The 22,207-nt window shown below is 64.9% G+C and carries 18 protein-coding genes and 1 pseudogene; 11 read left to right on the top strand and 8 right to left on the bottom strand.

Annotation, left to right across the window (positions count from 1 at the left end; translation table 11 throughout):
* Positions 1–115 precede the first annotated feature (115 nt).
* The 3 genes and pseudogenes from AAFG50_RS32260 to AAFG50_RS32270 all read left to right on the top strand — a co-directional run bounded on the left by AAFG50_RS32260 (position 116) and on the right by AAFG50_RS32270 (position 2,144).
* Complete coding sequence (locus AAFG50_RS32260; RefSeq protein WP_165448171.1) at positions 116–589, top strand: cyclophilin-like fold protein; 474 nt, start codon at positions 116–118, stop codon at positions 587–589.
* 23 nt (positions 590–612) lie between these two features.
* A complete protein-coding gene (locus tag AAFG50_RS32265) occupies positions 613–1,629 on the top strand; it encodes a zinc-dependent alcohol dehydrogenase family protein (RefSeq protein ID WP_011089272.1) in 1,017 nt (338 codons plus the stop codon).
* 121 nt (positions 1,630–1,750) lie between these two features.
* Positions 1,751–2,144, top strand: a pseudogene (locus tag AAFG50_RS32270) (cupin domain-containing protein).
* Between the two features lie 203 nt (positions 2,145–2,347).
* Here the strand turns inward: AAFG50_RS32270 and AAFG50_RS32275 are convergent.
* The 4 genes from AAFG50_RS32275 to AAFG50_RS32290 form a co-directional block, all read right to left on the bottom strand.
* Positions 2,348–2,590 (bottom strand): hypothetical protein, encoded by a 243-nt coding sequence (locus AAFG50_RS32275; RefSeq protein ID WP_028176187.1) that lies wholly within the window; start codon positions 2,588–2,590, stop codon positions 2,348–2,350.
* Between the two features lie 62 nt (positions 2,591–2,652).
* On the bottom strand, positions 2,653–3,771 hold the full coding sequence (locus AAFG50_RS32280; RefSeq protein ID WP_028176188.1) for a DUF2336 domain-containing protein: 1,119 nt from the start codon (positions 3,769–3,771) through the stop codon (positions 2,653–2,655).
* A gap of 353 nt (positions 3,772–4,124) precedes the next feature.
* On the bottom strand, positions 4,125–7,745 hold the full coding sequence (locus AAFG50_RS32285) for an AsmA-like C-terminal region-containing protein (RefSeq protein ID WP_028176189.1): 3,621 nt from the start codon (positions 7,743–7,745) through the stop codon (positions 4,125–4,127).
* A gap of 145 nt (positions 7,746–7,890) precedes the next feature.
* Positions 7,891–9,123: a cytochrome P450 gene (locus AAFG50_RS32290; RefSeq protein ID WP_028176190.1), complete on the bottom strand. Its 1,233-nt coding sequence runs from the start codon at positions 9,121–9,123 to the stop codon at positions 7,891–7,893.
* Between the two features lie 132 nt (positions 9,124–9,255).
* On the opposite strand from AAFG50_RS32290, the gene AAFG50_RS32295 reads away from it, so the two are divergent.
* The 3 genes from AAFG50_RS32295 to AAFG50_RS32305 all read left to right on the top strand — a co-directional run bounded on the left by AAFG50_RS32295 (position 9,256) and on the right by AAFG50_RS32305 (position 12,034).
* The gene (locus AAFG50_RS32295; protein WP_028176191.1) at positions 9,256–9,867 is read left to right on the top strand and encodes a TetR/AcrR family transcriptional regulator; all 612 of its coding nucleotides are present in this window, start codon (positions 9,256–9,258) and stop codon (positions 9,865–9,867) included.
* Positions 9,868–10,000: 133 nt separating this feature from the next.
* A complete protein-coding gene (locus tag AAFG50_RS32300; RefSeq protein ID WP_028176192.1) occupies positions 10,001–11,512 on the top strand; it encodes a tetratricopeptide repeat protein in 1,512 nt (503 codons plus the stop codon).
* 255 nt (positions 11,513–11,767) lie between these two features.
* Positions 11,768–12,034 (top strand): hypothetical protein, encoded by a 267-nt coding sequence (locus AAFG50_RS32305; RefSeq protein ID WP_129557363.1) that lies wholly within the window; start codon positions 11,768–11,770, stop codon positions 12,032–12,034.
* Between the two features lie 194 nt (positions 12,035–12,228).
* Here AAFG50_RS32305 and AAFG50_RS32310 read toward each other — a convergent pair whose 3' ends face one another.
* On the bottom strand, positions 12,229–13,272 hold the full coding sequence (locus tag AAFG50_RS32310; protein WP_028176193.1) for a medium chain dehydrogenase/reductase family protein: 1,044 nt from the start codon (positions 13,270–13,272) through the stop codon (positions 12,229–12,231).
* Between the two features lie 167 nt (positions 13,273–13,439).
* Here AAFG50_RS32310 and AAFG50_RS32315 point away from each other — a divergent pair, with 167 nt between their 5' ends.
* Entirely contained in the window at positions 13,440–13,751 is a 312-nt protein-coding gene (locus AAFG50_RS32315) for a hypothetical protein (RefSeq protein WP_231166563.1), read from the top strand.
* A gap of 127 nt (positions 13,752–13,878) precedes the next feature.
* Positions 13,879–14,415: an MAPEG family protein gene (locus AAFG50_RS32320; RefSeq protein ID WP_011089282.1), complete on the top strand. Its 537-nt coding sequence runs from the start codon at positions 13,879–13,881 to the stop codon at positions 14,413–14,415.
* A 3-nt stretch (positions 14,416–14,418) separates the two neighbouring features.
* On the opposite strand, the gene AAFG50_RS32325 is transcribed toward AAFG50_RS32320, so the two are convergent.
* A complete protein-coding gene (locus tag AAFG50_RS32325; RefSeq protein WP_028176196.1) occupies positions 14,419–16,422 on the bottom strand; it encodes a BTAD domain-containing putative transcriptional regulator in 2,004 nt (667 codons plus the stop codon).
* A gap of 341 nt (positions 16,423–16,763) precedes the next feature.
* Between AAFG50_RS32325 and AAFG50_RS32330 the strand changes: the two genes are divergently transcribed.
* The 3 genes from AAFG50_RS32330 (at position 16,764) to AAFG50_RS32340 (ending at position 17,900) form a co-directional block, all read left to right on the top strand.
* Positions 16,764–17,207: a hypothetical protein gene (locus AAFG50_RS32330; RefSeq protein WP_028176197.1), complete on the top strand. Its 444-nt coding sequence runs from the start codon at positions 16,764–16,766 to the stop codon at positions 17,205–17,207.
* Between the two features lie 127 nt (positions 17,208–17,334).
* Positions 17,335–17,694 (top strand): hypothetical protein, encoded by a 360-nt coding sequence (locus AAFG50_RS32335; protein WP_080668335.1) that lies wholly within the window; start codon positions 17,335–17,337, stop codon positions 17,692–17,694.
* A gap of 26 nt (positions 17,695–17,720) precedes the next feature.
* A complete protein-coding gene (locus tag AAFG50_RS32340) occupies positions 17,721–17,900 on the top strand; it encodes a hypothetical protein (RefSeq protein WP_131234274.1) in 180 nt (59 codons plus the stop codon).
* A 155-nt stretch (positions 17,901–18,055) separates the two neighbouring features.
* Here AAFG50_RS32340 and AAFG50_RS32345 read toward each other — a convergent pair whose 3' ends face one another.
* Together AAFG50_RS32345 and AAFG50_RS32350 are read right to left on the bottom strand one after the other, a co-directional pair.
* Complete coding sequence (locus tag AAFG50_RS32345; protein ID WP_028176198.1) at positions 18,056–20,641, bottom strand: EAL domain-containing protein; 2,586 nt, start codon at positions 20,639–20,641, stop codon at positions 18,056–18,058.
* A gap of 140 nt (positions 20,642–20,781) precedes the next feature.
* Entirely contained in the window at positions 20,782–22,080 is a 1,299-nt protein-coding gene (locus AAFG50_RS32350; RefSeq protein WP_028176199.1) for an MFS transporter, read from the bottom strand.
* Positions 22,081–22,207 lie beyond the last annotated feature (127 nt).

Consider the following 22,207-nt stretch of genomic DNA (forward strand, 5'->3'; position numbering starts at 1 on the left):
TTAATGCAAGCGGATTACTCCATCTAATCCGATTGCTCGCTATCGGCTATCTCCAGCGGTGCGGGTGGTCTTCGCTGTGCCCCGCGCCGTCCTGGCCCGACTACAGGAACGCACCATGCCCAGACATCGCCCGGTGCGCCGGTCCGTTCTTGGAGGTCTCCTGGCCATCGCCGCCGTTTCCAGGCCGGTGGCCGGCCTGACCGCGACGAACGCTTCCTGGCACACGGGAGCCGCGACCATGCGGATACGATGCGCCTTCGATCGTCACAGCTTTACGGTGGTCCTCTTCGACGGCCCGTCAGCACGCGAATTCGTCTCGCGCCTGCCGCTCGACCTGGCGATCGAGGACTATTCGACCAACGAGAAGATTGCCTATCTGCCGCGCAAGCTGACCGAGGACGGCGGCAGCCCGTTCGCGGACGAGGCGCCAGGCGATCTCTGTTACTACGCGCCCTGGGGCAATCTCGTCTTCTTCCATGACAGCTATCGCTACTCGAAAGGGCTGATCCGTCTCGGCCGACTCGAGGATGGCATTCAGCCCCTGCTCGCGAGAGGGAAATACCCTCTTCGCATAGAGCTTCTCACCTGACGTTCAAATTTGGAGGTTCAGCAATGCTGGCAACACTCATGTACGGTCCCGGTGATGTCCGGTGCGAACAGGTCGACGACCCCAGGATCCTCAAACCCACCGATGCCATCATCAAGCTGTCGGCCACCTGCATCTGCGGCTCGGATCTCTGGCCCTACCGGGGTCTGCAGCCGATCGACGGCCGCGCCCATATGGGCCACGAATATTGCGGCGTCGTCGTGGAGGTCGGACGCGAGGTGACGACGGTGCGGCCCGGACAGTTCGTCGTCGGCTCGTTCTGCATCTCGGACAACACCTGCCCGCATTGCCGGTTTGGATTTCATTCCTCATGCGTCCAGCGCGAGTTCATGTCCGGCGCACAGGCGCCGTACGCGCGGGTGCCGCTCGCCGACGGCACGCTGGTTGCGACCGCGGAGCTGCCTTCGCCCGATCTCATCCCCGATCTGCTCGCGACCTCCGACGTGCTGGGCACGGGATGGTACGCCGCCGACGCCGCGAACGTCCGTGAGGGATCGACCGTCGTCGTGGTCGGCGACGGCGCCGTCGGGCTGATGGGCGTGCTGTCGGCCAAAGCGATGGGGGCCGAGCGGATCATCGCCATGAGCCGCCACGAGACCCGGCAACGGCTCGCCATCGAGTTCGGGGCGACCGACATCGTGGCGGAGCGCGGCGAAGCGGGCATTGCCCGCATCAAGGAGCTGACGCGCGGCGTCGGCGCCGATTCCGTTCTGGAGTGTGTCGGCATGCAGGAGTCGATGACGCAGGCCATCGAGTGCACGCGGCCCGGCGGCTCGATCGGCTATGTCGGCGTGCCCCACGGCGTGACCTTCGACGGCCAGGCGATGTTCTTCGCGCAACGCCGCATGCTCGGCGGACCGGCCCCCGTCCGGCGCTTCCTGCCGGACCTGATCGACCGCGTCCTCGCCGGCAAGATCAAGCCCGGAAAGGTCTTCGATCTCAAGCTGCCGCTGGCCGACGTGGCCGAGGGCTACCGCGCCATGGACGAGCGACGCGCGATCAAGACGATGATCACCGTCTGAGGTCGTATGCATGATCTCGCGGCGCCGCGTGATCGCGGGAGCAGGCTCCTTCGCCGTCGTCTCCGCGTCGCGATTGGCAACAATGAGCGAAACCGGCGTGTCGAAGCAAGGGAGTCAGTCGATGCAGATCAAGCGTAGTGGAGATCAGCCGTCCCAAAATGCCCGGAAGCGTGGTTCACCGGACAAGTGCGCATCGATCCGCTGCACACAGCCGTCGCGCCGGCGCACGCGAACGTCGCCAGCGTCACCTTCGAACCGGGTGCCCGCACGGCGTGGCACACCCATCCGCTGGGCCAGACGCTGATTGTGACAGCGGGGGCGGGTCGCGCACAGACATGGGGCGGCCCGATCGAGGAACTACGGCCCGGCGACGTGGTCTGGTTTTCGCGGGCGAGAAGCACTGGCACGGCGCGAGCGCCACGACGGCGATGACGCACACCGCCATACAGGAGCAGCTGGACGGCAAGACGGTCGACTGGCTGGAGAAAGTCAGCGACGAACAATATCGCGGCTGAAAAGTAACGAGGTGCGTCCTGCGCCGTCATTGCGAGCGCAGTGACTTGTCCCGCCGAAGCTTTGGCGAAGGCGGGAGCAATCCAGGCTGTCTCCGCGGAAAGATTCGGGATTGCTTCGTCGCATCGGCGCAAAATTGCTTCGCAATTTTGTCGCGAGCTCCTCGCAATGACGGTGGAAGCCGTTGTGTAACGCGGATGGAATCCTACCTGAAATACCCCAGCACCAGATCGATATCCGAGCTGCCGGCGACCGCGCCGTTCAGCTCGGCGTCGATGACGCGGCGGCAGGCTTCGATCGCGGCGTGATCGCCGAGATCGTTGGCGGCTTCCAGCACGAGCCAGGCGGCGTCGACCGAGGCCTTGTCCGGAGCTCCGCCGCCGGCATCGGCGCCGAAGGCATTGTTGAGGTTCTTCTTGCGGACGGCGGTGCCGAATTGAGGCAACATTTGCAAATACTCCCCTGCCAATTCCCGGGTGATGCTCAGTGGACCTTGCCTAGTGGACTTGCTCAGTGGACCTGGAGTTCGGGCTGACGGCCCGCATCGGCACCCGCGCCGGTCTTGCGCGACTGGTAGAACTTCAGGATGCTGCGCGAGGTCTCGATCTTGAGCCGGCTGAACTCGCGCTCGTTGTCCTGGAGCTCGCGCGCGGTGATCAGATGATCCTTGGCGCCGAGGAACAGCAGCGACATCGTCGTGTCCCAGGAGAAGTTGAGCGCCTTGCACAGCACCAGGATCATCTCGCGGTTGCGGTCCATCAGCGCGCGCTCGATCACGTCGACCGGCAGCGCCGATAGCAGCGACAGGCCGATCTGCACCTCGTCGAAGCGGTGCTGGCGCGCATAGTTCGAGATCGAGTCCTGGTTGAGGTTGCCCTGGCGGTACTGCGTCGTCACCACGCGCTTGGCGACGAAGTAGCTGCGCGAGGACGGGCCGAACTTGGATTGCAGATCGCCGGTGACCTCTGTCACCGAGCTCTGGATCTGCGCCATCATCTCGGGGCGCTCGCTCTCGAGCCGGCGGCGGACGTCTTCCGACGCTTTCGAGATGAGCTGCTGGAAGATGTGGCGCGGCACGTCTTTGCGCAGGCCAAGCTGCTCGGCAAGAATCGAATCGCCCTCGGCGCGGCGGACCATGTGCAGCAGGCCCGAGCCGGAGAAGCGCGCGCCCTCGTTCCTGGCGACCGACGTCACGACCTCCTGGTCGCCGCGCTTGACCAGCACGTCGGTCACGGCCTCGCCGATGGATTTACGCTGGGCAATCGCGAGCAGATGCGACTGGCTCTTGGTCAGGGCGCTCTCGACCAGCATCTTCTCGTCGAGACGGGTGGAGTCGCGCAGCACGGGACCGGCGACCGCGATCTCGTCGTCGAGAGCGAGCTTTTCGATGACATTGAGCGGAGCGTGATCGCAGGCCGCCATCAATTCGGAGAGCTGCGTCCGCGCGGCAACCTCGATCTCGTCGGCAAGCCGGCCGATGACCTCGCCGAACATGCTGATCTCGTCGTCGCTGTAGCGGCCGGTGATCAGGATGTCGGTCGCATGCCACAGCGCGCGTGCCCGGCTTTCGTCGGTGCCGCGCGCGATCGCGTCGTCCAGATCCTGTAGAAGCGTTTTCGCCCCGTTCATGTCGATCACCCCAGTTCTTGGTCGTTCTTTGGCGAGCCATCCCGCCTGTGCTGGCGCGACGCCGAATTCCTCTGACACCCGACACTAGGGAACAAACGCGAGAATCCGGTAAAGTCGGCAGATCAGTTTTGCCGACGAGAATTCATTCAAATGCGATGGAATGGGTTAACCGGCGGGCAAGGGAGAAGGTGCGCTCCCTCTCCCGCTTGCGGGAGAGGGCTGGGGAGAGGGTGTCTCCGCAGAGCGACTCCCTTAATGGAAAGAACCCTCACCCGGCGCTTCGCGCCGACCTATCCCGCAAGCGGGAGAGGTTAAGAGGGCCCGCGGCCCGATCTCTCCAAACAAACTCGCGCTTACGGGTTCGACGGCGTCAGCACCAGCGGCGGCTTCGGCTTGGGCTTTGCGGGCGCGGGGCCCGGCGCCGGTCTCACCTCGATCGGCGGCGGCAATGGCGCGACCTGCTGACTTGCGAGCGGCGGGCTTGGAGCTGCGGGCGCGGCCAGCGGCGCTTTCGGCGTCGGCGCGGCTTTCGGCCTTGGCGGCGCGCGGCGTGGATCCTGGCCCGGCAGCGGCACGTTGGCCGGCACCTGCTCGGGCGCCGCATCCGGAGACACCAACGTCGGTAGCGCCGCGGTCGCCGGCGGCGGCTCGCCGCGCTCGATGGCATCGAGCCGGCGCGTCTCGCGATCGATCGTGCGCACCGCGAGCCACGAAGACAGCGGCGCAAGATCGACGGTGCGGTTGAGCTTGTCGGGGGGGCCCGCCGCGAACAACTGGATCTCCGGCGGGGCGCCGGAGAGCCCGGTCATGATCGGCGTCAGGCTGGCGCGGATGTCGGCCTGGTCGGCGGGAATGTCGTAACCGCCGGAGACAATGGCGCGGGCGTTCTTCGCTTCAAGCGGCGTGGCACCAACGCGCAGCCGTCCGTCGCGGATCGTGAACGGGATCTGCGCCGAGGCGACCGCAATGGGACCCGCCGCCAGCGCGGGTTCGACCAGCTGCCGCAGCCTGTTGTCGTCGGCGACCTGACCGCCGTCGCTGGCGCGGATGGCGATCTCGAACGCACGCGGGTTGAGGCCGCTGATTTCCGCAGAGTCCAGCGTCACCGTGCCGTTGCCGGCGAGCGCGCCGGTCAACGCCGCGACGCTGCGGCCCTGGCTGGTCAGTGCCATCTGCACCGAGGCGCGTCCCTTGGGCAAAGCAAGATCACGGTAGCGCAGCGTGGTCGCATCGACATTGCTGAGCTCGATACGTGCGTTCAGCGCAACGCCACTCGCGCCGTTGCGCGCGTCAAAGCTCGCCGACAGCTCGCCGCCGCCGACGCCGCCCTTGAGCGCATCGAGCGCGAGCGACTGGCCGTCGCTCCGGATCGTCCCGCCGATGGGACGCAGCTCGACGCCGCCTGGCAACGTGCCGCGCAACGCCTGGAAGGCGATGCGGCCGCGCCAGCCACCGAGGAGCCCCGCGCTCAGCGGCTCGCCGGCATCGCGTCCGGCCGCGCCGACGGCAAGCGCGAGCGCCGGCGCAAGATCGAGCGTGTCGAGGCCTACCTCGCCGTCGATGCTCTTCTCCTGGTCGAGCGTGACCGCCAGACGACCGCGCAGATGCGAGCCGGCCGCGCTGCCGTCGAGATCGTCGAAGGTCAGGCGATTGCCGGACAGAGAGAGCCGGGAGGACAGGCTGACGGTCTGCGCCGATTTGCCGGCCGGGCCGGTTCCGAACAGCGGCGCGAGGTTGACATTGCGCACGCGCAGATTCACGGACGCCTTCGGCTCCGGCGCGGACAATTCGACGCTGCCTTGCGCGTCTGCGTCCAGCCCGCCGCCGCTCAGTTTTGCGTTCAATTGCAGCGGACGGCGCCAGGCACCGCTTAACCGGCCTTCGAACTGCGAAGCGCCCTCGCCCGCGGCCACCACGCGATCGAGGCCGAGCAAGGCCAGCAATGCGCCGGCCTGCGGGGTCGAGACTTTCGAGTCCAGCGTGAAATCGCTGTTGCGCAGGCGGTCGATGTCGATGCCGTTGACGGCCGCCACCGGCGTCTGTGCGGCCAGCGTCGCGGTGGCCTTGAGCTGCGGCGCGTCGAGATCGAACACGGCGCGGGCGTCGCTGCGATCGGCATGCTCGGCGTTCCTGTCGAGGCTGAGGTCCAGCTTCAGGCGGGTCGCACCGGGCAGCGACGCGATCGCATCGAAGCGTGCACGCACCGAAGGCGCAAACGGCTCGATCAGCGCGGTAAGCTCGCGCAGCGAACTGGCCGAGGATTTCAGCGCGAGCTTGCCGGTGGCTTTGGTACGGTCGAAGCTGCCGCTCGCCTCGGTGGTCACGCCGCTGGTCTGACCGAACCGCAACTGCTCCAGCGACAGCGACGCCGGTCCATAGCCGAGCTTCGCCGCGAACGGCCGCAGCTCCTGGCCGGCGGAGATCGCACGGCCGACATCGAGCGAGAGCCTTGCCTCCTCCGGCCATTCGCCTTGCGGCCCGCCGAGCGCGCGCACAAAGCTCGCAGCGGCGTCGAGATCGAGACGGTCGGCCTTGAGCTCGGCATCGATCCGCGAGCCCTTGCTCGCGCCGGTCTGGACGAAAGCAATTCGTCCCTCGATGGCGCCGCCTTCGATGTCGGCCTTCAGCTTGTCGATGGCGAGATGGTTGGCGGCGATCGTCACGTCGCCGGCAAGCCGCAGCGGCCGGGTGCTGCGGCGGTTGACCTCGCTGCGGCCCTGGAGCCAGGCCACCAGCGTATCGGGATCGGAGGATTCGACGCTGAGCCGGCCGCTGAAGCTGTCGGCGCCGGGCGCCGCGCCGTTGAGCGAGAGCTGCGTCATGCCGGGCGCGCGCAGCTCAAGCCGCTGGAAGGTCCAGGACCGGCCGTCGGTCTTGAGCTCGGCGGCGATGTTCTGGAGCGGCCGGCCGCCGAGCATGATCTGGTCGGAGTTGAACTCGATCTGCGCCGGGATCGGCGCCTGCGGGATCGCGGCAAGGCCGGCGCGCAGTGCCGGCAGGATGCGCAGCGGCTCGGCGTCGTCCTTGCCGGCCAGCTTGTCGGCATCGATCTGGCGCGCCGACAGCACCGCGCGCAGCAGCGGCGAGGCGCCGAACCTGAGATCGCCGACGCCGCCGACTTTCAACGCATTGTCCTCGGCGCCAAAGCTTGCGTCGATCTGGTCGAACTTGGCGCCGGCGGGATCGGCCTTGAGTTTTGCGGTGAGTTTCCAGGGCGTCGGCCCGGCCTCGCCGGCCTTCTTCGCCGCCGGCACGGCCAGCGTCAGCGCGCCGTCGAATTTCGGCAGGCGGTTGTCGAAGGCGAGCACGCCTTCGAGATCGGCGAGGATGGCGCGCTCGCCGGGGTCGATGTTGAGGTGGAGACGCGTGGCGCTGCCGTCGGCGCTCGGGCCGGAGGAGATGCGGAACGGGTAGCGCGTGCCGCTCGCGGTGAAGCGGCCGTCGCCCCGCACCGAACCGGCCAGCGAGCGGACGTCGCCGGAGAAGGCGATGTCGCTCAGCTCCAGCGTCGAGCGGCTGGCGGCATCGTGCAGGGCTATGCGGCCGGTGAGATTGAGGCGCTCGATCGCCAGCGAAGCCAGATTGAAGGTGCCGCTCGCGGTGGACGGCAGATCGACCCGCCCGCGCGCGTCGAGGCCGAGATCGACCGCCATGCCATTGACCGTCAGCTCGGTGGCGCGCCATTCACCGCGCATCAGCGCGCTCAGGCTGAACTCGACGTCGAGCTTGTCGGCGCGCAGGCGGCCGAGATCGTTGTTGCCGCCGAAGGTGACCGAGCGCAGCCGCAACGTCGGCGCCGGCAGCAGCCGCGCGTCGAGCTCGCCCGCCACCCGCACCGGCACGCCGATGATCCGGCCCGCCTCCGCCTCGAACTGGGGCCTGAACTGGTTCCAGTCGATGAAGTAGGGCCCGATCAGCGCGGCCAGAAGCGCAATGATGAAGGCAATCGCCAATCCGAGCAGCGTCGTCTGCACGGGTCTCCCCTCGGCCAAACCGGCACCCGGGCCAAACCTTGCCCCATGGAAGGCTTCAGGCGCGCCGGAACAGCCTCTTATATAGGGGGAAGTGTGGCGAAGTCACAGCGACTGTTGCGCGCGGAGGTTAACGCGTGCCGCCGCCTCACCAGCTCGCCGGCAAGCTCTTCAGGCCGCGCAGCACGAAGGTCGACCGCCATTCCGGGTTCTCGACGTCGTCGATGCGCAGATCCGGCAGCCGGCGCAACAGCGTGGCGATGGCGATCTCGGCCTCGATCCGCGCCAATTGGGCCCCCAGGCAGAAATGGATGCCGCCGCCGAACGACAGCGGCTTGACGTTGGGACGGGTGACGTCGAGCCGGTCGGGGCGATCGGGATAGACCGCCGGATCGCGGTTGGCCGAGCCGAGCAGGCACAGCACGGTCTCGCCCTTGGGGATTTTCCTGCCGCCGAGATCGTCGATATCCTCGAGCGTGACGCGCCCGGTCATCTGCACCGAGGAATCGTAGCGCAGGAACTCCTCGATCGCATTGACCATCAGCTCCGGCCGGGCCTTGAGCAGCGCGAGCTGGTCCGGGTTGCGATGAAGCGCCAAGAGGCCGTTGCCGATCAGATTGACGGTGGTCTCGTGGCCGGCGCCGAACAACAGGATGATGTTGGCGGTCAGCTCCTCGTTGGTGAGCTTGTTGCCGTCTTCCTCGGCCTGCACCAGCTGGGTGGTGAGGTCGTCGGCGGGATTGCGGCGGCGCAGCTCGAACAGCTGCTGGAAATACATCTGCGCCATCATGTTGCCGGCGTTGCCCTTCGCGATCTCCTCCGGCGTGAGCGGCACGGGGTCGAGCAGCCGCCCGCCGTCGCGCGAGCTCTTGTAGAAGACCTCGCGATGATCCTCGGGGATTCCCAGCATGTCGCAGATGATGGTGACGGGCAGGCGGAAGGCGAAATCCTCGATCAGGTCCATGTGGCCGCGGTCGATCACGGCATCGATGGCCTGGTCGACGATCTCCTGGATGCGCGGCCGCATGTCCTCGACGCGCCGCGCGGTGAAGGCCTTCACCACGAGGCCGCGCAGGCGGGTGTGGTCGGGCGGATCGGCCTGCAGCATCCAGTGGCTCATGCTGCGGAACACCGGCTCGTCCATGATCTTTTCGCTGTAGCGGCGCTTGGACCGCTCGATGAAATCCTTGCCGAAGCGCTTGTCGCGCATCACGAGGCTGACATCGGCGTGGCGACTGGCGACGAACTGGCCGAACGGCGTCACATGGATCGGATCGATCGCGCGCAGCCGGTCGTAATGCGGATAGGGGTTGCGGATGAAGTCCGGCGACAGCGGATTGAACAGCGGATCGCCGCCGGCAGGTTGCGCTTGCTCGTTCATGGTGACCTCAAATCGGTTGCCGCATGACACGAATACGCCGATCGCAGCCCCACTGCCCGGCGTAACCATCCCCTGAAATTATCAACTCGATACATTGTTGTATCGAGTTGCATTCTGCCCTAACCTCGTCCGATGTCAAGGGTGAGAACCAGGCCGACCAGGGACGACACGCGCGACAGACTGTTCGAGGCGGCCGCGCGGGTGTTCGAGGAAGACGGCATCGGCGGCGCCAGCATCGAGGCGATCGCAGCAGCCGCCGGTTTTACCCGCGGCGCGTTCTATTCGAACTTCAACAGCAAGGACGAATTGATCATCGCCATGCTCGAGGACCATGTCGAGCAGTCGATCCGGCGCAATATGGACATCCTCGCGCAGCACGACAATCTCGACGATTTCATCGCGGCGCTGCGAACGATGGACCGCAGCCGGCAGGATCCGCTCGGCCGCTCGCCGCTCTTGCACATGGAGATGATCCTCTACGTCGCGCGCGCCGAGAAGCGCCGGCCCGAGCTCGCCAAACGCCTGCGCGCGCGGCGCAAGCTGATCGCCGACATCGTCGAGGCGACGTTGAAGAGCAACGGCAAGAACAACACGCTCAACCCGCCGTGGATGGCCTCCGTCGTGCTGGCGCTGGAAGACGGCTTTCGCCTGCACCGGCTGATCGATCCGGAGACGACGCCGGCCGACAGTTTTCTGCGCGCGATTACGGATTTGCGGCGGAGGACGGGGCTGGCGGCGGGGTGACAGCGGCTGCGGCGATTGTCCAAGCGACAACTTGAGAGAGGCTTGAACTTGTCAGCAACCTTGACCAACCCAAAGCCGCGAAAATCTGCTAGTTTTTGGAATCCGGACGTTTGGCTCCTGCGCGGAGGCAACGATGACGAACTCGGAAGTCTCCACCGATCTACCGGACAAACCGACATCCGATAACGAGCAACCGGACAAAGCGACATCCGATAAGGAGCAATTGGGGAAACCACCATCCGATCGCGATCTAAAGAGTCGCCTCCGGGCGCGATTGCAGTTGATCGGCGGAGCGCTCGCCTCGATCGCCGCTATCGGCGCGATCGCGGGTGGTCTCGTCGGCTACTGGACTGTGTGGAAGACGCTCCGCACCGATGTGTTTCCGGACAAGCAACAGACGCAAAGAGAGGCTACGGCCCGGCCTGACGTTGCTCCCCGGTTGTCTCTCGTCGTCCTGCCATTTGCAAACCTCAACAACGATCCGGAGCAGGACTACTTCGCCGATAGTATTACGACCGATCTGACAACCGATCTCGCGCAAATGCCCGGCGCTTTCGTCATCGGACGGGGAACGGCCTTTACATTCAAGAACAAGCAGATCGACTTTAAGACGCTCGGCAAGGAGCTCGGCATCCGATGGGCGGTACAGGGCGCGGTGCGGCGCAACGGAGATCAGATCCGGGTCAACGTGTCGCTTACGGATGCCGCAAGCGGTCGCGACATCTGGTCCGATCGCTTCGACGGCGATCGCACGAACCTCGCCGCCTTGCAGGACCAGATCACGGGACGGCTCGCACGCTCGCTAAACATTGAACTCATGCAAGCCGAAAGCCGCCGCAGCGAAAAGGACCAATCCAGAAATCCAGACGCCATGGACTTCACGATGCGCGGCTGGGCAAAGTTCTATGAGCCCCGGTCGAAGACGGAAATTGCGCAGGCAAAGGACCTGTTCGACCGTGCGTTGCATCTCGATCCGGATAACGTCGATGCAATGATCGCGAAAGCATGGTGCTTAGCCATTGCTGCGGGCTTCAGGTGGTCGACGTCCATGGCCGAAGATAAAGAAATAGCGACTGATCTCATCGACAGGGCTCTTGCGAAAAGCTCGTCAAACGCGTTGGCTTACGTGGTAAAGGGGGACACTCTTCGAGTATTTGGGCGCCCTGAGGAGGCGTTGCCTGAATACGACGCTGCGCTTGAAATCAATCCAAATTTCCCGATCGCCTACGCTCAGAAAGGACTTGCACTCATCCTCTCCGGGCGGGCCCGCGAAGCGTTCTCGCCGCTTCAGCTGGCACTCCGCCTCAGCCCGAAAGATCCGATTGCCGTCTCTTGGTATTACAACCTTTGCCATGCACACCTGCACCTTCAGGAATATGAAGAAGCCACCAAGGACTGCAGGCGAGTGATCAACATAAACAACGCATTCTGGTACGCCTATGTAGATCTGGTCTCGGCTTACGGAGCCAGCGGGCAATTGGAGCCGGCGCGGCAGAGCTTGACTGAATTGAACAAGATCCGACCAGATTTCACGATCCAGTGGTTCCGTGAGTTTGGCTACGGATACTCAGGCAACCCGCAGTTTCGTCGGGAATTTGATGAAATTCTCGATGGGCTAAGGAAGGGAGGCGTACGGGAGCAATAACGTGAAGGCCATTCGCTTGCCGACATTGGCGACCTTCCATCTCGAATGTCACCTATTGGCCCGTTTGAGACAAGCTAACCAGCGCTGATCATGTCAGTTCACCAGGCTTGACCGGAAGTCCTCGGTGTCCTGTCGAACCGACGCGACTAACCCCGAAGCGGACATTCTTTTTCGATCGGTCGTTCGCTCGCATTGCAATACGGAACTGAAGGGTGGTCCAGCCTGTTTGTTACATTCAGCCAAGCGGAGGTCGCCGTGAGGATTATTCTGATAACGACGATTTGCTGGGCCGTGTCGTGCGGATTTGCGACAGCGCAAGCCGATCCGAAGAAAGACTTGAACACGCCGACCGGGCGCTCGGCGCCGGAAGAAAAAGGTCAATTGCAGCCGCAAGGTTGGACCGGACCGATTGAAACAAAGTCGGGTGGTGCGCAGCCGGAAAGTCCGCAAGGTCAAAGCCCACCGGGGATGCAGGCAGCGCCGGACGGATCAACAAAGACAGTCGTTGAGCCCCGGAAGTGAGCCACTCCCTGGTCGGCGAGCGATCCGGCTTCGCTCTGGGCGAGCCGGACCGTAAGGGCTGCTCTTGGCCCGTTCCTGCCGATCGTCATGCTCACAGCCGGCTCGGCGTCTTGGGTTCGAATGGAAGTTGTTGGTGGTCATTCCGAGCGGCGGTCCTGACCGTAGCGGAAACGCCCGGGCAGCGTCGCACCGCGTCAGGCGGAGCGCTGGCTGCGTCGCGAGGAGAGATCCGGGCACAGCACGAGCTTGCCCTCGAGACCGCCAGCCTCGAGGCGACGGTGAGCTTCGGCGACCTCGTCGAAGGAGATCCGCTCGGCGATGCGCGGCCGGATGGCACCTTCTGCCAGAAGCTCGAACAATTCCTCCAGGTCCTCCTTGAACCAGGTGGGATGTCGCGCCCGCATGGCATTTACCGAGTAAAAGCAGGCTCGCTTGCCGCCGGGCAATAATCTCCACAGATAGAGGCGCGCGATCTCCATCACGATGGGGAGCATCCGACGCCGTGCCTGCACGCTCGCCGAGAAGCCGATGGCGCAGAGCAGGCCGCCTGGCTTGAGCGCCGCGTATGAGCGGCGATAGCCGTCTTCGCCGACCCCGTCGACGATGACATCGAACCCGCCCGGCAGAACCCGCGTGAAGTCCTCATGCTGGTAGTCGATCGGCGTTGCCCCGAGCTCCCGGACGAGCGCCATATGCTCGCCGCGCACCGTGCCCCACAGCTCGAGGCCCGCCAGTCTCCCGAGCACGAGCAGCGCCTGGCCGACCGCGCCGGCGGCGCCGTGCACGAGCACACGTTGGCCTCGCTGGACCTTGGCCGCGCGGTGCAGAAGCTGGTACGCGGTCGTCCAGCTCAAGATCAGCGCGGCCGCTTCAGCGGCGTCCACGCCAACCGGCACGCGGGCCAGGTCGTCCGCCCGAAGCGTGCGATACTCGGCGTTTGACCCGACCACCGTCATGTCGGCCACACGGTCGCCAATCTGAAAGTCGTGCACGCCTTCGCCGAGCTGATCGATTGCCCCCACCACGTCGTAGCCCATGACGAATGGCGGCCGGAGGCGCATCGTTTGCGGGTACAGATGCCGCCTGATCAATACCTCGGTGTAGCTGAGGCTCGACGCGAGTACGCGAACGCGCACCTCGCCCCGGCCGGCGGTCGGCAGGCGGGTATCGACAACTTCCAGTGTCTCGGGATCACCGAAGCGGCTGACCTGAACAACTCGATTGCGCTGCTCGATCATGGGCGATCTCCATGCAATGCCGCGGCGCAAGAGCGGGCAGCCTGCCGTCAGGCTGGAGAAATTGAGTTGATCCAGATCAAGCGCGAGAGCCGCGCTGTTTGGAATTCTCCTCGGACCAAATGACCAGCCGGGTCGTTTGGCGCCATCATTTTTCATTGGAGGGGAAAATGCCTGCAGTTGTCATGCAGTTCGTTTCGCATCCAAGGCCCGGTAGCGATCTCGCGACTATCTTACAGCTTGCAAAGGACGGCGCGACACTTTGGAAAAAACACGGGGCCGATGTCAGCTATTGGTCGGTGATCGGTGGCGAGGTCGGGAACTACGCCTTCGTCGCTCGCTTCGATAGCGTAGAAGCTTATGGGCGCACCTTGGCGGCACTAGGTGCCGATCCAGCTTTCGCAGAATTCCAGGCTAAGCGGCTAAAGGCTGGGCAATCCGATTGGGTACGCTCCAACATGGCCATCCAGGTTGATATCTGACGGAACGCCTTCTCTCCCGAGTGCGAGACCGCCTTCGGGCGGTCTCTTGCTGCGCGGCCGATGTCGCCCTGCCCCGCGCACACCACGGCGGTGGCGTTCGCGAGCGCGCCGGGCTATACGCGGACGGGTGACGTCCTTTGCCTGGTGGCGCGGCGCGGTCGCGCATCTCACGTGGAAACGTCACAAGGGGGCCAAATTGGACCGAATGAGTCTTCACGATCCCCTTTTCGCCACGTATGTCGTTGCCGCCACCCTGATGATCTTGAAGGCCGTGGCGATGTCATGGCTGACCGTGATCCGTATGGTGCAAGCCAAGGGGGGCTACCGTTCGCCGGAGGATATCAAGAAGACCCCGATGAATCCTGCGCCAGATCCAGCGCAGCTTCTTCCCAACGAACGTGTCGAGCGGATCCGCCGGATCCAGATGAACGATCTCGAGAGCTTGCCGTATTTCCTGGTCGCGGGTCTGCTCTATATCCTCACGCAGCCGTCGCTGCGGCTCGCGCAGTGGCTGCTCTACGGCTACGTTGCCTCACGCCTGCTGCATTTTCTGGCCTATCTCACGGGACAAATCCACGAAGTTCGCGCGACACTGTGGACGGTCGGTTCGCTCATCCTCGTCTTCATGACCGGTCGCACGCTTCTCGTTGCACTCGGCGCTTGACGCTCAATCGGCCACACCGGCAACCTGCTGGGCCGAAAGGTAGCGTTCGAGAGCATCGTTTTGCTTGAAAAAGCGCATGGCGCGCAGATCGCGGATCGTTGTTTTTTGTGTTGCATCGCGACGCCGCGTGATCTCGCGGGCTTCCTCCAGGCGGCCGACGGCGACCAGATTGGCCGCCAACATACGATGGCCGGTGCCATTGCCCGGATTGTGCTGAACCGACTTGCGTGCCCAGGCGATGCCATCCTCGTGGCGCCCGAGCGCAAAGCAAGACGCCGTCAATCCTGTCATCCACAAATGCAGCATGCTGTCGTAGGGACTGAGGACGAGAGAACGATGAAGGCATGTGACTGCGTTCTCGTAATCGCCTGCCATGCTATCGATCATTCCGAGCGTACCCCACGCGAAAGCCGAACTGGGATTGAGCCTCACGGCCTCGACGGCATGAATACGCCCCTGATCGTTGTCGCCGGCCGGCCCAAACAGTGTGAAGCCATACACCGCATGGGCAAAGGCGTCCGTACCGTCCTGCTCGACCGCGCGACGCGCGAGACTGAGCGCCTCGGTCGTGGCGTCCGGCGACGTGTGTGCGCCAAGCGGCGAAGCCATGACGAGTCCCCATGCGAGCGCCGCGAGCGTCGGCGAGCGCGCCTCATCAAGGCTGAGAGACTGTCGAAGCAGGTCGATCGCCTTGGTGATATCCTCACGGGTGCCGCCCCAGAGGTGGTGAAGGGCACGCAAGTAGAGATCGTAAGCAGAAAGATTGGTTGGCGGCTTGCGACGCGCGCGTTCGATTTCGGCGCTGCGAACGGCGGGATCGACGACCGCAGCGACGCTGCTGCTGACGTCATCCTGCAGATCGAAGATGTCGGTCAGTGGGCGGTCATAGCGATCGGACCAGACCTGAGCCTCGCTGCCGCTATGGGTCAGCTCGGCCGACACGCGAATGCGGTTGCCGGCCTTGCGAATTTGGCCGCTCAAGACGTATTGGACACCGAGTTGTTGCGCAATCTGCTGGCTGGTCATTCCCTTGTCCCGGAGGGCAAAGCTCGTCCCGCGTGCAATCACCACAAGGGCGCGAAAGCGCGACAAGGCCGTGATGATGTCCGCAGTGACGCCGTCGGCGAAATAGTCCTGCTCGGGGTCACCGCTCATGTTGCTGAACGGCAGAACCACCAAGGACGGCCTCTCGCCGTGCATGACGAGCGCCGGCGGGGGTGAGGCCTCCGGCGCGACCTCACCGGCAGCCGGCGCGGCGTTCTGCGGGTGATTGCTGCGCAGTTCCGCGGCCAGCGACCTGGTTGCCAGATCGGGCTCGGTGCTCAGCTCGCGCTTCAGCAAGGCAACGACGTCCCGATAGTATTTGAGCGCCTCGGCGTTACGTCCCGTTGCGGACAAAGCGCGCATGATCAAGCGATGCGAATCTTCGCGCAGGTTATTGAGTGCATTGGCGCGCTGGCCGGTTCGCAGGGCTTGCTCCGCACGCCCCTCGGACAGCTCATGCCCGCCGAGCGTCACCATAGCGCCCAGAGCCAGCTCCGATAACCGCTCGCGTTCGCCGGCTACCCATTCGCTCCAGCTTTCTTCGCCGACGCTGATGTCGTCAGCCAGGCGACCGCGATAGAGGTCCGCCGCCGCACTCAATGCATCACGGCTGCCGTCCTGGACAAGCTCCTCAAACTGGCGCACATCGCATGCGATCACCATGGCATTCAGCGACACGAGTTCGCCATCGCTCCTCAGCGCATCCTGACCCAGGATTTGACGCAGCTTGAAGAGCGCTTGTCGCAGATTTTGCTTCGCTTGCGCATCGAGGTGAGATCCCCACAGCAAGGTCGACAGTTTTTCGCGTGACTGCGGGTCAGGAGCCATGCAGGCCAGAAAGGCCAGCAACCCCGCGAGCTTCTTGTTCGGCAGGCTGACGGCGCCATCCGGCCCTGTCAGTACGAAACGTCCCAGAAGCGAGAGACTAAAGATTGGGCACGCCGCAGATGCAGTTATGGCCACTCCGCCTCCGATTCAATCAGACGCACCCATTTGGTATACACTCTACAGCAATTGCCACCCTTGCGAACATTATTAACGCGCCGATGACGATTGAATAACGCCGGCGAAGGCCCCTGCAGGTTTTGATCGCATTGCGACGGGATGCCGAATGGTGAACCGACGCTCGGCAATTTCATCCGGAAAGCGGTCATGCGCGCGCGTCACCTCCTAGCGGCGGTCGCAGTTCTTTTCGTGGTCCTTGCGGGGATCGACGTCGCGCTGACGGCCCTTGCCGCTCCGAGTGCCGGGGCGGCTTCGGACTCGGCACCTCCGGTCGCACCGCTCCTTTTCGGAGGCGACTGATGGACTCCGGATTCACAACGGCCATCAAACAGGAGATCGCATTGACCCATCTGGACGATCAAATTCACGATTGGGGTGAAGCAACAAGGCCCAGAGGTCGTCGCGCGTCATTTCCTGAGGCCGCGAATGCGCCCCGGGCAAAGTCCCAAGTGCAAATCTCCGACACCATTCCCCCCGCAAAGAATTTTCATCTGCGCGGTTTGGCGCCCCTCACGCTGCTCGTCACCTGGTACCAGCGCGCCCGCTTCAGGGCGGAGCTGCTTGCCGACCTCAGGCACAAGCCCGAATACCTCAGAGACATCGGGATTTGCCCGCACGAGGCGACGTCCGAAACCACCCGATTTTTCTGGGAGCCGGTCCTGCTCAGGCGCAGCCCAGCCGGATGCGACCAGCAATCGCCGCCATTCTCTTTGTCGCCCTCGGCGGGATCGGCGTCGCGCTGACGGCCTTTGCCGCTGCGAGAGCCAGAGCCGTTTCGTCGGCGGATTTCGATGCAGGTTTCGATCGTTTCAGGCGGGCCCGGCGCACGCACCCGCCTGCGCCATGCCGCGCAGCATCAGGAGACTAGCCATGAAGACCGACGTACCCGCGCTACCGCGGAGTTCCCTGGCATCAACGATCATTGCTGCACTTCACGAATCTCGCCGCCGAGAGGCAATCAATGTCATTCATCGCTACCGGCATCTCGGTTTCGATCGGGTCGAAATCAACCTTTGTGACCCGACGCCGTCGCCGGATACGAAAACGCTCGCTCGTCAGATGCTGAACAAGCGAAGGGGCAAGAACGCGGGACGATTGAGCGAAACACAGCTGATGGTCCTCGTTCTTCTGGGATTCGGCGTCGTTCACGTGATTGGCGGCGTCCTCATCGCGCGCGCGGCACCCGCGCAAGGTGATCCTCCCTTGGTCGTCGCAGCCTGGGCCGACTGACGGTGCCGGCGGCGGAAGCTGCTTCATTGGATGTGAAAGATCGAGAGGCCGACGTGACAACAATCATCAACGCGATTTCCCGGACGGTCGTCTCGGTCACCCGCGCCGACGTGGCGAAACACGCCCTGCTGCTGGCCGGAGCGTGCGCTTTCGTGTTCGTGCTCTCGCTCACCGATGGCCTGGATTTAAGCCCCGGATTGTTTTGATCGTCGCGGTGGCGAGATCCACGAACGCCGCCCGGCGCTGTGTGCTGACGCCGGCGGCCCGTCTCCGGCGGATGTCGATTGGTGCCACGCGAACGATGCACCGCACATTTGGACATGGCCCGCCTTCGCGGGCCGATTAGTGAGGAGTCCACGCTCTACGCCGAGCGCTTCACCACGTCGCGATCTGCCGGCGCAACATCGAGCCGCCCCAGCATCGCCCTCGCCTGCTCGGCGCAGTGCTCGATCAGCCAGCGCTCGAACGCGACCGGGGGAAGCGCGGGCGCGTAGAGGAAGCCTTGCACGACGTCGCAACCGAGATCGGCCAGCAATTTGCGCTGCGCCTCGGTCTCGACGCCCTCGGCGACGACGGTCATGCCGAGACCCTGCCCCACGCGCACCACGGCGGTGGCGATCGCGAGCGCGCCGGCGTCCGTCTCGATGTCGCGCATGAAACTGCGGTCGATCTTGAGCTCGCGGATCGGCAGGTGCGCGAGACGGCTGAGGCTCGAATAGCCGGTGCCGAAATCGTCCACCGAGAGCCCGACGCCGAGCTCGCGGATCGCGTTCATCGTCTCGAGCGCGGCGACGCTGTCCTGCATGAACGCGCCCTCGGTGATCTCCAGCATCAGCGCGTCCGGCGGCAGCCCGTATTCGGCGAGAATGTCGGCCAGCCGCGCCGCCAGCGTGACGTTGCGGAAATTGATCGGCGACAGGTTCACCGACACGCAGGGAATGCTGAGCCCGGCGCGGCGCCAGCTCGCCATCTGCCGGCATGCCTCGCGCACCGACCACAGGCCGATCTGCTCGATCAGGCCGCATTCCTCGGCGAGCGGGATGAACTTTGCCGGCGAGACGTCGCCGAGTTCGGCATCGTGCCAGCGCGCCAGCGCCTCGAGGCCGTGGATCGCGCCGTCGCAGCTGCGGATCTGCGGCTGGTAGCTGAGCGTGAGCTCGCCCTCCGCAATGGCGCGGCGCAGCGCCGCGATCAGCGCCAGCCGCTGCTCGGTCAACCCGTTCATCTCGGCACTGAACAGCCGATGGGTCGAACGTCCCGCCTGCTTGGCCATGTACATGGCGGCGTCCGCCTGCTGCATCAAGGTGTCGATGTCGGTCGCATGATCGGGATAGAGGCTGATGCCGATGCTGGCCGACATCTGCATCTGCCGGGAGCCGAGCCGCAACGGCGCAGCCAGCGCCTCGGTGATCCCGGTCGCGACACGCTCCGCACCCTCGGCGTCGCGATGGGGCAGCAGCACGACGAATTCATCGCCGCCGAGCCGGCCCAGGATGTCTTCCGGCCCGATCTGCTCGCGCAGGCGCTGCGCGAGCTGGATCAGGAGCTCGTCGCCGGCGGCGTGGCCGAGCGTATCGTTGACGTCCTTGAAATGGTCGACGTCGAGGAAGGCCAGCGCGACGTGGCTGCCGGTCGGACAGGCGTCGATCGCGGCCGAGATCAGGTGCCGCAGCTGCGCGCGGTTGGGCAGGCCGGTGAGAATGTCGTGATAGGCGAGCCGCGCGATCTCCGCGCGTGCCTCCTTGCGCTCGATCGCAAACGCACCGAGGTTGACGCAGGCATCGACGATGCGCCGGTGCCAGTTGCTCGGCGCGCGCGGCTCCCGATAGTAGAAGGCGAAGGTGGCGATGACCCGGCCGTCCTTGGCCTTGACGGGGGTCGACCAGCAGGCGCGCAGGCCAATCCCGAGCGGCATCGCCTTGTAGGGCTGCCAGCGCGGATCGGTGTCGAGATCTTCAGCCAGAACCGGCTCGCCATAGTAGGCAGCCGTTCCGCAGGAGCCGACATTGGGGCCGATCGCAACGCCGTCCAATGCGCGACAATAGTCCTCGGGCAAGCTGGGACCGCCGAGCGGGTGGATCAGGCCCGCGGCATCGACGTGAAGCAGCGAGCAGACGACGTCGGGCGCAATCTCCTCGACGCGGCGACACAGCCGGTCGGCGATCTCGGCGATCGGGACCTCGTCGGCCAGCGCACTCATGATGAGCTGTTGGAGCGAGCGCAGCTGCTTGGTCTCGGTGATGTCCTCGAGCAGCGCGAAGATGTGCTTGACCCGGCCCTTCTTGTCGCGGAAGGCATCGATCCGGGCGCAGACCCAGATCTCCTCGCCGTCCTTGTCGTAGGCGAGCACCTCGGCCTCGCCGCGGCAGTCGCCATGCATCAGACGCTTGACGAGTTTGGCGACGGCCTTGCGATCGGTGTGGCGGCCGGCGATGAGCTCGCCCGCGCGGCGACCTTCGGCCTCCTCGCTGGTATAGCCGAACAGCGAAGTGAACGCCGAATTGACGTAGACAATGTTCTGCTCGGTGTCGGTGATGATCACCACGCGGTTGGTCTGGTCGGAGACGGCGTGGAGAAGCGCGATCCGCGCACGGCGCTCGGCCTCCGCGGTGACGTCGCGTGCGAACACGATGCGATGGACCGCGCCATCGATGGTCGCGGAGGACAGCGTGATGGCTACCTTGATGCGGCTGCCGTCGCGCCGCATGAGGCTGATCTCGTCGCGGAAATCCGTGACCGCGTCGGCCTGGAGGCATTTGAGGGTGAGAACGGCGGCATCGCGACCGAGCACCTCGGTGCGCGAAAGCTTCCAGATCCGCTCCGCGGCGGTGTTGAAGTGGATGATGCGCTGCGCGTCATCCACGATGACGACGCCATCGTCGGCACGTTCGAGCGCAGCCAGCAGCAGTTGCGGAGTTTCTGTCACGAGGCAATCGGAGGCAGACATCGTTGGACCCGGCGGAAATCGGTCGAGGCTAGCGCTTCGATGGTGTCCAAGACGTTTTTGCGGTCCCGCCGCGCCCCGCCAAGGCGCGACATGCTTAACGGTCCGCGAAAGAGACGAAGGCAATCCGATGTGTGCGGAACCTACTCTGCGCGTCCGCCCTGGAGCCTGTGCAGCCGTCCGGCCACGGCCCGCACCTTGCCCGGCGATGCCCGCCATACCGACAGCGCCGACAAGCCGCTCACGATCATGGCGATCGCGAAGGCGAGCGTGTAATCGCCCGTGCGATCATGGAGAAAACCCGTGAGCCAGGGACCGGCCGCGCCGCCGGCCAGGGCCGCCAGCATGATCGTACCGAAGATGCTGCCCTGGTGCTTGCCCTGGAAGATCTCGAACACCACCGCGCCCATGATCGAGGTGAGGCCGTAGCCGAGCGCGCCTTGCGCGAACACCATGAGATAGACGAGCCAGAGCGAAGGCTGGAACTTCAGCGCCATCAGTGCTGCGAAACAGATCGCAAAGCCTGCGCAGCTGATGGCCCAGACCCATTCCCGTCCAATGCGATCGGAAACATGGCCCAGCACGATCTGGCCGGGAATGCCGAGCAGGCTGACGATGCCGAGCGCCCACACCGCGACACCGGGGCTGAAGCCGATATCGAGCAGGAACTTGGTCTGGTGCACCTGCACCGCGTACCAGATGTACAGGCCGGAGAAATAGCCGACCGCGATCCACCAGAACCGCGCCGTCCCGACCGCGCGTTTGAGCGTCCACTCGGTGCCGACCCAGACGGGATCGACGATGTTGGAGACCGGCTTTGCAGCGCCTGCGACCGGCGCGGCGTCGCCATCCGGCCGACGGCCGATATCCTCGGGGCGTTTGTGCAGGAACAGATTGATCGGCGCCAGCACGATCAGGATGAGCAGGCCCATCGCGGTGCAGGCCGTGCGCCAGCCGGTCTCTTCGATCATGTGCTGCACCCATGGCAGCAGCGTCACCGAGCCGATGCCGACGCCGGCAAAGGCGATGCCGATGGCGAAACCGCGCTTGCGGATGAACCAGTTCGGAAGGAACAGCGACTGGCCGGAATAGCCGAGACAGACGCTGCCGGCGCCGACCATGACGCCGATGGTCACGTAGAGATGCCAGGGCTCGCTGGTGAGCGGAGCGAGCAGCAGCCCGCCGCCCATCAGCGCGACGCCGAGCTCCATCACCGCGCGGGGACCGGCGCGGTCCATCAGGCGACCGATCAGCGGGCTGACCACGCCCGACACCACGAAGCCGAACGAGAAGGCGCCGGCGGTGACGCCGCGCTCCCAGCCGAATTCGGAGATGATCGGCGGAAAGAACAGCGAGAACGCGGTGCGCGCGTTGACGCCGATGGCCATGGTGACAAACGTCACCGCGACCACGACCCAGCCGTAGAAGAACGGAAGCCGCATGTTGTGTTTATTTCATCCCTAGACGATCCTACCGACCATCCGGCGATGCCTGGGTCAAGCGCTTTTCGCGGATACCCGTCCGGCGCAATCGCATTCGAGAGAACGCGGCTGCTTGCGGCACACCCTT

It is taken from the genome of Bradyrhizobium sp. B039, assembly GCF_038965675.1.
Classification (GTDB): domain Bacteria; phylum Pseudomonadota; class Alphaproteobacteria; order Rhizobiales; family Xanthobacteraceae; genus Bradyrhizobium; species Bradyrhizobium diazoefficiens.

Excerpts from the sequence above, each read along its gene's own strand:
- AAFG50_RS32260 (WP_165448171.1), top strand. The coding sequence starts at position 116 with ATGCCCAGACATCGCCCGGTGCGCCGGTCCGTTCTTGGAGGTCTCCTG.
- AAFG50_RS32265 (WP_011089272.1), top strand. The coding sequence starts at position 613 with ATGCTGGCAACACTCATGTACGGTCCCGGTGATGTCCGGTGCGAACAG.
- AAFG50_RS32275 (WP_028176187.1), bottom strand. The coding sequence starts at position 2,590 with ATGTTGCCTCAATTCGGCACCGCCGTCCGCAAGAAGAACCTCAACAAT.
- AAFG50_RS32280 (WP_028176188.1), bottom strand. The coding sequence starts at position 3,771 with ATGAACGGGGCGAAAACGCTTCTACAGGATCTGGACGACGCGATCGCG.
- AAFG50_RS32290 (WP_028176190.1), bottom strand. The coding sequence starts at position 9,123 with ATGAACGAGCAAGCGCAACCTGCCGGCGGCGATCCGCTGTTCAATCCG.
- AAFG50_RS32295 (WP_028176191.1), top strand. The coding sequence starts at position 9,256 with ATGTCAAGGGTGAGAACCAGGCCGACCAGGGACGACACGCGCGACAGA.
- AAFG50_RS32300 (WP_028176192.1), top strand. The coding sequence starts at position 10,001 with ATGACGAACTCGGAAGTCTCCACCGATCTACCGGACAAACCGACATCC.
- AAFG50_RS32310 (WP_028176193.1), bottom strand. The coding sequence starts at position 13,272 with ATGATCGAGCAGCGCAATCGAGTTGTTCAGGTCAGCCGCTTCGGTGAT.
- AAFG50_RS32315 (WP_231166563.1), top strand. The coding sequence starts at position 13,440 with ATGCCTGCAGTTGTCATGCAGTTCGTTTCGCATCCAAGGCCCGGTAGC.
- AAFG50_RS32330 (WP_028176197.1), top strand. The coding sequence starts at position 16,764 with ATGGACTCCGGATTCACAACGGCCATCAAACAGGAGATCGCATTGACC.
- AAFG50_RS32335 (WP_080668335.1), top strand. The coding sequence starts at position 17,335 with ATGAAGACCGACGTACCCGCGCTACCGCGGAGTTCCCTGGCATCAACG.
- AAFG50_RS32345 (WP_028176198.1), bottom strand. The coding sequence starts at position 20,641 with ATGTCTGCCTCCGATTGCCTCGTGACAGAAACTCCGCAACTGCTGCTG.
- AAFG50_RS32350 (WP_028176199.1), bottom strand. The coding sequence starts at position 22,080 with ATGCGGCTTCCGTTCTTCTACGGCTGGGTCGTGGTCGCGGTGACGTTT.